Annotated in this window: 10 protein-coding genes; 2 read left to right on the top strand and 8 right to left on the bottom strand. The window is 60.4% G+C overall.

Features of this window, described 5'->3' with window-relative positions:
- Positions 1–7: 7 nt before the first annotated feature.
- The 3 genes from ACODTY_RS03960 to ACODTY_RS03970 are packed head-to-tail and all read right to left on the bottom strand — an operon-like array spanning position 8 to position 2,472.
- Positions 8–1,735: a cbb3-type cytochrome c oxidase subunit I gene (locus ACODTY_RS03960; RefSeq protein WP_488992991.1), complete on the bottom strand. Its 1,728-nt coding sequence runs from the start codon at positions 1,733–1,735 to the stop codon at positions 8–10.
- 17 nt (positions 1,736–1,752) lie between these two features.
- Positions 1,753–2,286 (bottom strand): cupredoxin domain-containing protein, encoded by a 534-nt coding sequence (locus ACODTY_RS03965; RefSeq protein ID WP_056246256.1) that lies wholly within the window; start codon positions 2,284–2,286, stop codon positions 1,753–1,755.
- A gap of 21 nt (positions 2,287–2,307) precedes the next feature.
- Positions 2,308–2,472, bottom strand: coding sequence for a hypothetical protein (locus tag ACODTY_RS03970; RefSeq protein ID WP_164480455.1), 165 nt, complete (start codon positions 2,470–2,472; stop codon positions 2,308–2,310).
- Positions 2,473–2,642: 170 nt separating this feature from the next.
- Between ACODTY_RS03970 and ACODTY_RS03975 the strand changes: the two genes are divergently transcribed.
- Entirely contained in the window at positions 2,643–3,389 is a 747-nt protein-coding gene (locus ACODTY_RS03975) for a Crp/Fnr family transcriptional regulator (protein ID WP_488992992.1), read from the top strand.
- Positions 3,390–3,444: 55 nt separating this feature from the next.
- Here ACODTY_RS03975 and ACODTY_RS03980 read toward each other — a convergent pair whose 3' ends face one another.
- Genes ACODTY_RS03980 through ACODTY_RS03995 form a run of 4 tightly spaced genes read right to left on the bottom strand, consistent with a single transcriptional unit; the run spans position 3,445 to position 7,242 of the window.
- Positions 3,445–4,647, bottom strand: coding sequence for an NnrS family protein (locus tag ACODTY_RS03980; protein ID WP_488993164.1), 1,203 nt, complete (start codon positions 4,645–4,647; stop codon positions 3,445–3,447).
- A 5-nt stretch (positions 4,648–4,652) separates the two neighbouring features.
- Positions 4,653–5,402 (bottom strand): ABC transporter ATP-binding protein, encoded by a 750-nt coding sequence (locus ACODTY_RS03985; protein ID WP_488992993.1) that lies wholly within the window; start codon positions 5,400–5,402, stop codon positions 4,653–4,655.
- A complete protein-coding gene (locus tag ACODTY_RS03990; protein WP_488992994.1) occupies positions 5,399–6,208 on the bottom strand; it encodes an ABC transporter permease in 810 nt (269 codons plus the stop codon). The genes ACODTY_RS03985 and ACODTY_RS03990 overlap by 4 nt, the downstream gene beginning before the upstream one ends.
- Before the next feature lie 11 nt (positions 6,209–6,219).
- Positions 6,220–7,242 carry an ABC transporter substrate-binding protein gene (locus tag ACODTY_RS03995; RefSeq protein WP_488992995.1) on the bottom strand — a complete coding sequence of 341 codons (1,023 nt, stop codon included), beginning with the start codon at positions 7,240–7,242 and terminating at the stop codon, positions 6,220–6,222.
- Positions 7,243–7,499: 257 nt separating this feature from the next.
- On the opposite strand from ACODTY_RS03995, the gene ACODTY_RS04000 reads away from it, so the two are divergent.
- A complete protein-coding gene (locus ACODTY_RS04000) occupies positions 7,500–9,764 on the top strand; it encodes a TonB-dependent receptor family protein (protein ID WP_488992996.1) in 2,265 nt (754 codons plus the stop codon).
- A 476-nt stretch (positions 9,765–10,240) separates the two neighbouring features.
- Here the strand turns inward: ACODTY_RS04000 and ACODTY_RS04005 are convergent, their stop codons facing one another.
- Complete coding sequence (locus ACODTY_RS04005) at positions 10,241–11,179, bottom strand: ABC transporter permease (RefSeq protein ID WP_488992997.1); 939 nt, start codon at positions 11,177–11,179, stop codon at positions 10,241–10,243.

Here is an 11,179-nt window from a genome sequence, read left to right on the forward strand (position 1 = left end):
TTTCGCGTCAGCGCAGAAGCCAGATTTCCGACAGGTACTTCCAGTTGACGAAGTAGTAGAGGACGAACGAGAGGAAGAAGATCGAGACCAGAATGATGGTGCCCGGCAACTTCACAGTGGTGTGACTACCGTATTCGGCCACAGTCGCCGCCTGCTTGTGCAGCGGGAAGTTCAGTGGCGCGTCTCCCTTGTCGAGGCGCTTGCCCCACAACACCGTGCCAACCGTGATGACGATATAAAGGATGCCGCCAACGGCCGCGATCACGGCTGCAAGTCCATTCAATCCCATCATCAGGAACCCACCCGAAGGCAGGTCGAACGGGTGCATGGCGTCGGTCAGCGTGATGTCCCAGTGCCGGCGCGGTATGCCCAGCGTCCCCGCTCCCATCATGAACAGGGAAATGCCGGCGGCGCCGATACCGAACAGATAGGGCTGCCAGCGTGCAAGCTTCGGCCAGATGACGTCGCGCTGGAAGATCAGCGGCAGCACGTAGTAGGTCATCGCCATGAAGGCGAGCGTGGTACCGGCCACCACCGTTCCGTGGAAATGGCCGGGGACGTAAATGGTGTTGTGCATCAAGAGGTTGAGCTGTTCCGTTCCGAGCACCACGCCAGAGATGCCACCAATAAAACCGAACATGACGAGCGACAGGAACATGCCGGCAAAGGCGGGATTGCCCCACGGTGCCTTGCGCAGCCACTCGAACGCGCCCTTGGTGTAGCCGTTGCGGCGTTGGGCAGCCTCCAGCGCACCGGGCACTGTCAGGCCGTGGATCAACGAGCCGAGCACGGCGAGATACATCAGATAGCTGGTGTTGACGATTTTCCAAGTCGCGCTCATGCCCGGATCGGCCAGCAGATGGTGCGCCGAGGCAAGTTGCAGGAACAGGATGTAAAGCAGGAAGGCCGAGCGGCTCACCTTCTCGGACAGAGGCTTGGCACCGATGGTAAGTGCGCCGATCGCATACCACACCGACACGTGCGCGGCGACGTTGATCTGCTGCGAGGAGTGGCCCATTCCCCACCACACGACCTTGTACATCAGCGGATCGATTTCGGTGATGAGACCTAGCGACCACAGATAGGTTGGAATGAGGATGATCGCGCCGGAGGCCAGCGTGAAAACGGCGATGATTGCCGCCGTCAGCGCGCCGAACGTAACAAGCGGGATAGATCCCTCATAGGTGTGTTCGCCATGCGCAATCACCAGCGTGCCAAAGAAGATGCCTACACCAATAAGCGCCCCGACAGCGAATATGATCAGGCCGAGATAAAAATGCGGCGATGCCTGCATGGGCGGATAGGACGTAAACATGACGCTTGAATCGCCTTGGAACACGGCGACATTCGTCATTACCGCGCCGACCAGCATCAGGACGAAAGCCGCCCATGCGATCTTCGGTGTTGCGATTCGAGACCCGAGCAGGACTGCGGAAGCGAAGTAAAGGATCGCGATTTCGAAGAAGATGATCCAGAACAACAGCACGTTGGCGCCGTGGCCGGTGAGCACAAGGTAGAACCATTCTGACGGCAGCAGGTGAACCGCCGGCCAGCGCGTGAGCGCTACCAACAGGCCCATCACGCCGCCAACGGCCAAGAAAACTACTGCCGCAACCGCATTGGCCATGATCAACCGCTGAGCCGCGATATCAACTTTCAGGCCGGTGAAGCGACAGGTGCGAAAGTTAGCAGCAGCCGCTGCCGATCCTGGATAGGGCGCGTCTATAGCTGCCATGATCCCTCTCCTATGAGCTATTCGACAACGCGGATGCGGCCGGTCATCATGTGGTGGCCGATGCCGCAATATTCGTTGCAGGCAATGCCGAACTCGCCTGCCTGGGTTGGCGTCAGCGTGATGATCTGCTCGTAACCGGGATGAACCGAGATATTTATGTTGACGGGCTGCAGCGAGAAGCCGTGCTGCCAGTCAAGCGACGAAAGATGGATGCGGTAGCTCTGCCCCTTCTTCAACTCGAGCAGCGGCCACCACTCCCACAGTCTGGCAAGCAAATAGACATCCTCGCCTGCCGGCGGACGCACCACCGGCGTGCCGTCCTCCTCCGCAACCTGGTATTTTTCAGCGAAGGCGACGACCTTTTCTTCGTAAGCTGGCGGCTTGATGCGGTAGGTTTCCGTCGAGAGGTTTTGACCGCCGATGAAGTGCCAGGCGATCATGAAGAAGAACATGAACAGGCCCCACAGGAAGGCGACAACGATCCATCCGATCTCGACACGCTCGATCGGTTCATTCCACCAGAGTCGGTTTCGGGGCGGTGAGATTGCCATGCCTGGATCCTCCGACCGCTGTCAGGGTGCAACCGGAATGGACGCGATCTCCATCACGCCCCAAACGATATAGAGAACCGTCGGAATCGTGATTCCGATGAAGAGCAGCAGAAACGGGTTATCCAGAAGCTGCTGCATCGCGGGGACCCGCTGCGGTTGCACTTCCGGTTCCGGATGGTCGCTCATCGCATTTCTCCTCAAAGGTGGCTTGCAGCGATGTAGCAGAGGCTTCCGCAGAGACCTCTTGACCGAAGTCAAGCATCCCTTCGACACCGGCGGACAACCACCAGCCGATTGCGTTGCAGCAAAGTGCACCACCCCGGACTGTGTTTATCTGCCGGCGAAGGATGGGGACGATGAGCGGACTGGAAATTGATCCGCGTGATCGCGGGATAATCCAAGCAGCACCGATGTTTTCCGGCCTGCCAGGAGCGGTGCTCGACGCCCTTCTGGCGCAATCTGAACTTCAGGTGCGACCAAGGCGTATGGCACTTTTCGAACAGGACGAACCTGCCAGTACGTTCTACGTCGTCATGGAAGGATGGGTGAAACTTTTCCGCATGACCACAGGTGGCGACGAGGCTGTGGTCGGCGTCTTCACGCGCGGAGATTCCATTGCGGAGGTACCCTGCCTCGCTGGTGGCAACTATCCCGTCAGCGGAGAAACGGTGACCGATGTGCGCCTGCTCGCGGTGCCGACACGAAAGATCATGGAACTTAACCGATCTAGCCCCGAAATCGGACTGGCCATGCTGGCATCCACATCGGCTCATTTGAGGAGGCTCGTCGATCAGATCGAAGAACTCAAGGCGCGTACCGGCCCGCAGCGACTGGCGGCCTTCCTCGTCGACTTGGCGCCTACAGCGCGGGGTGCCTGCACGATCGCCTTGCCGTATGAGAAATTGTTGATAGCAGGCCGGCTCGGCATGAAGCCGGAGAGCCTGTCACGCGCGTTCCAACGGTTGCGGGCTCTGGGGGTGCGGATCAATCAGAATACAGTCGCCGTGGGAGATATCGCCAGGCTCGCCGAATTTGCCGGCCGTGAACGTGTGATGGCCTTCAAGTGCCCCGCCTTCCGCGCCGGCTGCAGCAGCTTTTCTTGACGGTTCTGCCTGACCCGTCTTCCAGACGATATGGAAAGCGGACCCGCGTGAACGATCATTCGCAGGTCTTGAAGGAATGACGCAGGCGTGGCCAATAGTCTTTCAGCCACAGCAGAAATGCCGCCGCCCAGAAACATGCCGTCAACGCATAAGGCGGCCCGGGCGGTTGCGGCATCAAGTCAAGGTCCGGCAAAGCCCGCAGCCCTACGGCCACGACCAGGCAGATCATCGCCAGCCTGGCGCTCCAACTCAAGCCTAGAGAATGGCCGGTGTGCAGCAGGCCCGCGATACAGAATACGGCCAGCACGCCGAGGCCAAGGCCGCCCATGAGAGCGACATGCAAGCCTGCCACCGCGGAGATCGGGGCGCCAAGTTGGGCAGCACCCAAAAGCAGAAGGCCGGCCCCGGCAAAAGTGCTCGATCCGGCGAGGGAAGCGACTTCGGCGCGCAAGGCCGAACGTCCGATAAAGACCTCACCAACGCGATCCAGGAAGGCGGCACCGGCCGCAATCAGCGTATAGCCGCACACGGCATCCGAAAACCCTGTCAGATCCACGGCTACCGCCACGGCGACCAGCCCAGGCGCAAGGTTGAGGCGACCGGGATGCGGGCGGAATGGAGACGTCTGCTCCGTCGGATCAAGAACCAGATTCGTCACCGGCACGGTAATCCGCGCAAGCGCCACGCCAAGCAATCCGATGAACACCAACCCCGAAATCCGAAGCAGGTGACTAGCCAGTTCGATCGCTCCCAAGTGAAAGCAGAGTCGCACGGCGGCCTCGCATATTGCCAGAGCGGCGATCCAGCCGATGAAGGCAAGCAGCCTGTCCGTTCGCTTGATGATGGAAACATGCGCCATGTAAACGACGAGCAGGATCAACCATGTCAGGTCACATATGGTGCCGAGCGTGTCGGCGAAATCTGCGCCCGCAAAGCCGATGAGCCGGCCACCTCCCCACAATGCTGCCAGCACGAAAAGCCGCCTGCCTCGGAGCCGTGGGGTATCCGTCCACTCGGGAACCGCTGTGGTGATGAACCCGATCAGCGCCGCGCCGAACGCCCCGAAAATCATTTCGTGCGCGTGCCACAATGCCGGCGGCGTTGTCCGGGCAAAAGGCAGGTCCAGCGAAAAGACCAACACCCACTGGAATGGCCAGAGCGCGCAATAGAGCGCGGAAAGAGGAAAAAACAGCCGAAGACCTTCGTCGCTGACCGCACGAAGAAGCGGCAAGGCGTTGGGCAATCGCTGCTGTGCCACGGCGGTCAAGGAAGCCTCCGCTCGTCGACATCGTCGATATGACGGAAGATCGGATCGTCGCGCAGAAACGATTGCACGGTCTCGAAGATCATTTCATCGGGCCGTTCACCGGGTGCCTGCGGCAAGCGGCGCTCACCGGCAATGCCATTGCCGGTGCTGTCCAGCACCACGATGCGATGCGCGACCCTTGCGGCCTCCATCAGGTCGTGAGTGACGAAGACGGCGGCAAAGCGGGCCTGCCGTGACGTCTCGATGACGATGTCCTGCATGCGGCGTTTCAACGCTACGTCGAGCGCTGTGAACGGCTCGTCGCAAAACAGGAAATCCGGATCGATGACGAGCGCCCGGGCAATCGCGATGCGCTGGCGCATACCGCCCGAAAGCTCGGACGGGTACTTGTCGAGATCGAACGGCTCGAAGGCCACCGCCAGCGCAGCCTTCACCGCGCGCTCCCTGCGTTCGGATCGCGACACGCCGGCAAGACGCAGCGGATAGGCGATGTTGTCCCTCGCCGTGGCCCACGGCAGCAGGCGCGGTTCCTGGAAGATCATGCCGTGGCGTCGATAACCACGTTCCACACGTCCGCGCAGTGGCTCCACGATGCCGGCAGCGATGTGAACGAACGTACTCTTGCCGCAACCAGATGGACCGACCAGTGCCACGACCTCAGCGGAATCCACCTGAAAATCGATGTGATCCAGCACGGTGCGGCCAAAATACGCGTGGCCTATGCGCGTGAGTTGAAGCGCCCTCATCGCTTCACGCCCCATGGCTGGGCGGCGGCGCGCCAGCGTTCGAACTCGGCTCGGACCGGATGGATGAGGCCGTATTCGACGACGATCAGGGCAGCCACGGCAATCAGTACCCAGGCCAAGGCTCCGGTGATGTCGAGATTGGCGCGCGTGCGGGCAAGTTCACCACCGATACCGCCGACATTGGCCAACAACTCAGCCATGACAGCCACCTTGAATGCCGATCCAAGCGAAACGACCAGCGCGGGGAACAGGTGCGCCGCGACATGGCGCAGGCTCAAGGTCGTCAGTCGCTTGAACGCATTGGCACCGAAAGCGCGAGCCATATCGTCAAGCTTGCGGTCGCGGCTCATGACGCCTTCGGCAACGGAGACGAACACCAGCGGCGAGGCAGCTACCAGGATGGTTACGGCCACGGTGCCGTCGGTCGATCCAAACCAGATCATGGCGAGCACGATCCAGGCGATGGGAGGCACGCCGAGCAGCACGGTAACCAAGGGTCGCGCCACCCGCAGCACGGCAGGAAAGTAGCCCGCCGCAAGACCGAGAACCGCTCCCACGCTACTCGCAGCGAGAAACCCCTTCAACGCGCGACGGCTTGTCAGGAGCGCAATTTCCCATGCAGCAGGGTCTGCAAGCATGGCGAGCGCCGCCTCGATCGTTGCCAGCGGAGAAGGCAGGATGAAATCGCCGTAGGCCTCGTGGCCGACCTGCCACAAGGCCGCCAACAACGCCAGGGCAGCGAGGCCGGACCACGCCGACCACACGAAGCGGCCGCTGCGGCCCAGACGCTCAAGCCATTCAGTCACTGCCGCCCCGGTTACAGATAGAAGCCGTCGTCCGGCAGCTTGCCACCGATGATACCCGCATCGCTCGCGGCAAGCGTCTCAAGCATCGCTTCGATGCTGGGGCGCGCTTCGCTGGCCCGGATTGCAACCAGCTTCGACGTTGCGATGGACGCGGCGATGACCGGTTCAGGAAAATCGAGCGAGGAAGCTGCCGCCTGCGCAGCAGCCTGCGGATCAGCGTTGACGCGGGCTGCGACATCCGCCAATGCGCCCTGCAAGGCATCGGCAAGATCGGGGTTCTGAGCAGTAAGGCTATCGGTAAGTGCAAGCCCCGCCTGAGGCAGGATGGGAGCTTTGCCCGTAACCTCGCCCCATACTTCCTGCACGTCGATAACGCGCTTTATGTCCTTGCCGGCCATTTTTCCCAGCATGATCGCGGCAGACACCGCCGGCTCGGGCGCCAGAACGGCGTCCACCTTGCCGGCAACAAGCATCTGCATAGCCTCGATCGGCGAGCCCGTGCTTTCAAGCGTGATGTCCTTTTCCGGCGACATCTCGTAAGCGGAAAGCAGCCGCTTTATGACAAGATCGGGCATATCGTTACGGAACGGAACCGCCAGCCTCTTGCCCCTAAGCGCCTTGATATCGGTGAGGCCAGCGTCGGTCGAGACTATATAGATCAGCCCCTTGGTCATGATGTTGAGCAGCTTCAGCTTCATGCCGCGATTGTAGAGATTGGCAGCCACCTGAACCGGCAGTACCACGGCCGACATCGTTCCCGACGTCAGGCCGGCGCGCATCTCATCGGGGCTTCGCCAGATTTTCAGGGAAACCTTTTCGGCAACGCCCGCCAGCGCATTTGATGTGACCGCCCGGGCAAGAACGATCGAGGGGCCAGCCGGCGGGCCAAACAAGACGAGCTCCTGCAACGATGCCGCCTTTGCCGGCCGCACAATTGCAGGCAGGCTCGCCAGCGCGAGACCCGCTCCCAAGCCGGTTAGCGCCAACCGCCGATCGACGGGCTTAGCGAGGATTGCCTGCATCGTTTTCGACATCAAATTCTCCTGAGCATTGGATCTTCGGCCGAGCGACAAGGCCGAACATCGCTAAACCGGATAAAAGCAATCAACTTTGCGCTAGCGCAAAGAAGAGCATTTTCATCAAGATTACTGGCGTTGATGAGGATCTGGTCGAGGGGCCAGATCGTCCGTCGTCGCGCCTGCGGCCGAGCGGATACCTTTGGGGTACCCAAAATTGTCGGATCAGGGGATAGCAGGCCGCACATAGGCGCCTGCCGAAGACGGGAGCGTTCATGCAGTATAGCACCGGGGCAAGCATCAAGCTCGGAAACATCAATGCCACATGTCGCGGCCTGTTCCGGCTATCGGCTATGTCGGGCCTGCTGCTGGCAAGCGCCAGCACTTATGCTCTGGCACAATCGGCGACACCGGGTTCATCCGTCATGCTGGAGCGCATCGTCATCGATGCGGCCGCCTCCGAGCCGATCGCGGAACGTTTTGGCGTCATGCCGGGTGGTGTGACGCTAGTCGGCAAAACAGACAAGCCGGTGACCGCAAACCAGACCGTGTCAAGCGCTCTGCGCTCGGTTCCGGGCGTCGTTGTCCAGGACTTTTTCGGCGGCAATGATCAGCCACGCATCCAGCTTCGAGGTTCGGGCCTGCAACAGAACCCGGTCGAGCGCGGCATCCTGGTGCTCCAGGACGGCCTGCCGCTCAATCGCGCAGACGGCTCCTATGCCGTAGGGTTCGCAAATCCCGCCCGAGCCGATTCAATCGAAGTCTACAAGGGCTACATGGCCAACCGCCTTGGTGCCACGGTTCTAGGCGGTGCGCTGAATTTCGTCTCTCCGACCGGCTCGCAAAACCCGGGTATATCCATGCAAGCGAGCGGCGGGTCATTTGGCCAAGCCGGAATTTCAGGTAGTGCCGGCTTCCAGAACGATACGCTCGACGGAATGCTTCAGCTCGATCTCACCACGCGCGACGGATTTCGTGACTACAATTCCTCCGACCGGGCAAGCATAAGCGGCAATGTCGGCTTCGAGATTTCCGATAACATCAAGACTAGGATCTTCGCCGGCTATACCGACCTCGGCTTCGACGTCGCCGGCCCTTTGACGAAGAGCCAGTTGGAAGCCAATCCCCGGCAGGTCCATATCGGCCCGACCGTCACCCCTGGCGGCGCGATCAATCCCGGGCCAAATGTCATTCGCGACCAACCACGCCGCGAGGCGAGCCAGTATCTCATTGGCTCTCGTACCACCGCTGAATTCGACCGGCATCTGATTGACGTTGTCCTTGGCTATACCTTTACCGATGACATGTTCCGCTTCCCGATCTCGGCAGGCATACGCGACACCAAGGGCGGCGATTTCACCGGCGTGGTGCGCTATGCCTATAGCGGTGACGAAGGCGCGTTGCTTCCGCTTTTCGAGACAACCGCCCAGTACTCGATCGGGTCGGCCGAACGCGACTACTATCTCAATGATGCCGGCGCACAGGGCGCACTGTTCGGTAAAAACGACCTCGACGCGGCAACGCTGTCGTTGCATTCCGGTTTCAATGTCCCGGTGGGGGATGCATTCACGGTTTCGCCCGCGATCTCCTATGCCCATGCCACGAGAGACAACACGGACCGCTATGGTGCGCCGACCCGCCCAACCAACGCTTTCAATCCGGCCAATCCGACACAGCGTCTGCCGAACGGAGCGGTGCCTACGCAGGATACCAGCTATGCGCGCAGCTATGACGGGTGGAGCCCAAGCCTCGGGCTGACGTATCGACCTGACGAGACCAATACCTTCTTCGGCGCGGTCAGTGCCAGCTTCGAGCCGCCAACCCATGATGACCTGCTTGCCACCATCAACGGCACGCCCAACAGCAGTGCCGGCCGGCCCAATCCGGGTGCTCCTGGCACGGCGGCCGATGCCTTCAGAACTCCCGACCTGGAAGCGCAGACGGCAACCACAATTGAAGCTGGCTGGCGTGGCAGCGCCGGAGATTTCGCCTGGGACGCGGTCACATACTATTCCTGGGTCGACAACGAGTTGCTGAGCCTGCGCGATGCAACTGGTGCATCGCTCGGAGCGATCAACGCGGACGATACCCGCCACTTCGGCATCGAACTCGGACTAACGGCTCAGATCGCAACCGACTGGACCGCGCGGCTCGCCTACACCTATCAGGACTTCCGGTTCCATGACGATCCGCTTCGCGGCGACAACCGCCTTGCCGGAGCGCCAAGGCACGTCATCAACGCTATGCTGAACTACGATGTAAGCGAGGCATGGTCGGTCCAGGCAGGCGTGCGCTGGAACCCTGAAAAGACGCCCGTAGACAATATGAACACGCTCTACGCAGACCCCTATGCGGTCGTCGACCTGCGCACACAATTCAAGGTGGGCGACCATCTTACGGTCTTTGGCGAAATCACCAACGTGTTCGATGAGACCTATGCGGGTTCAACCCTGATCGTCGATCAGGCCCGCCCGGATCAGGCTGCCTTCCTGCCGGGGGATGGCCGCGGCTTCTTCGTCGGGGTCAAAGCGGAGTATTGACGGCGGCGTTCCCGATACATTCCGCGCTCGGATTCAACGGGGCATCGGTGATGACGATCTGCGCTGATTCCGCACCGAGCCACCGCTTATGTATTGGCCACGGATGGGATTCCCACAGACAATGCGATGGTTGCGGCCGATCCACATATCGCTCAAAACAATAGCCAGCCTTGCACGGTCGATGGGACATGCCACGAAATCCGTGAAGCAGCGCCAGCGACCTGCCCGTTCGAGCCGTTGCCCAAAAATCTGGTGACGGGAGCCGCCTGTGCGCGATAAATCGACCTCGCGGCAGTGGACGGAAGATAAATGCCGATGCCATTTTTGTATGCGGACTACCCTATCTGCCAGATCGCAACCTATCCAGTCAGTTCGTTTAACAGATCAGTAGGTCAGGAAATTGGGAGGCTTGACCGGCGCAGCTTTGTTCCAATCCTCGGTCGAGTAGCTGCAGATTTCATAGTCAGTATTCGTCACTACTCCCGTCGATATGGTGTCATCAAAGCTTCAGGTTGGTTGGTTTTGCCTAGAACGCCAGACATGGCAACTATTGTCAGGACATACGGCAGAGACAAGAGCAGCTGAGGTGGCAACCCAACCTCGAACAATTGGAGCGAAAGCTGGAGTGCATCGGCTGCGCCGAAAACCAGTGCGGCGATGGCTGCCCTCCACGGATCCCAACGACCGAAGATCACGATAGCGAGGGCAATAAACCCCTGTCCTGCAACCAGCGTCTCACGGAACAAGCCGACCTGTACAAGAACCAGGTAAGCGCCAGCGGCGCCAGCGGCCGCACCGGATAGCAACACGCCTGCATACCGCAACAAGACGATATTTATGCCTGCCGCACTGGCCGCACGAGGGTTCTCACCAGCCGCACGAAGTTGCAGTCCAAAACGCGTCCGGTAAAGAACAAAAGCGGCTACCACGACGAGAACCGCCGTCATGTAGAGCAATATCGAATGATTGAAGAGCACGGGTCCGATGACTGGAATTGTCGACAGACCAGGAATGGCGATGGGCTCGAACATGGCAACACGTTGCGGTCCCGTCACCCCATCAATACCGAGGCGATAGGTATAACTGGACACGCCAAGCGCCAGAATATTGAAGATGATACCTACAACCACCTGGTTCGCCTGTACGTGCACATACATCCAGGCGAGAAACAGGTTGGACACGACCCCAACGAGAATCGCCGCAAGCAGCCCCAGCCATGGGTTGCCGCTCCACAGAGTGACGAGATAGCTGGAAAGCGCACCGAGCAGCATCGTCCCGTCAATGCCGATGTTCAGAACGCCTGACCGTTCGGAAAACGTTTCGCCTAGAGCGGCAAGCAACAGCGGGCCGGCAAGCCGAATGGCCGAAGACAGCCACGCTACAAGGAATACCGAAAAGGCGAATTCCTCGGCCAT

The organism is Mesorhizobium sp. FG116 (assembly GCF_057809835.1).

What these genes read in the sequence shown, in the direction of transcription:
- ACODTY_RS03960 (WP_488992991.1), bottom strand. Translation starts at nt 1,735, where the DNA reads ATGGCAGCTATAGACGCGCCCTATCCAGGATCGGCAGCGGCTGCTGCT.
- ACODTY_RS03965 (WP_056246256.1), bottom strand. Translation starts at nt 2,286, where the DNA reads ATGGCAATCTCACCGCCCCGAAACCGACTCTGGTGGAATGAACCGATC.
- ACODTY_RS03970 (WP_164480455.1), bottom strand. Translation starts at nt 2,472, where the DNA reads ATGAGCGACCATCCGGAACCGGAAGTGCAACCGCAGCGGGTCCCCGCG.
- ACODTY_RS03975 (WP_488992992.1), top strand. Translation starts at nt 2,643, where the DNA reads ATGAGCGGACTGGAAATTGATCCGCGTGATCGCGGGATAATCCAAGCA.
- ACODTY_RS03985 (WP_488992993.1), bottom strand. Translation starts at nt 5,402, where the DNA reads ATGAGGGCGCTTCAACTCACGCGCATAGGCCACGCGTATTTTGGCCGC.
- ACODTY_RS03995 (WP_488992995.1), bottom strand. Translation starts at nt 7,242, where the DNA reads ATGTCGAAAACGATGCAGGCAATCCTCGCTAAGCCCGTCGATCGGCGG.
- ACODTY_RS04000 (WP_488992996.1), top strand. Translation starts at nt 7,500, where the DNA reads ATGCAGTATAGCACCGGGGCAAGCATCAAGCTCGGAAACATCAATGCC.
- ACODTY_RS04005 (WP_488992997.1), bottom strand. Translation starts at nt 11,179, where the DNA reads ATGGCCGAGGAATTCGCCTTTTCGGTATTCCTTGTAGCGTGGCTGTCT.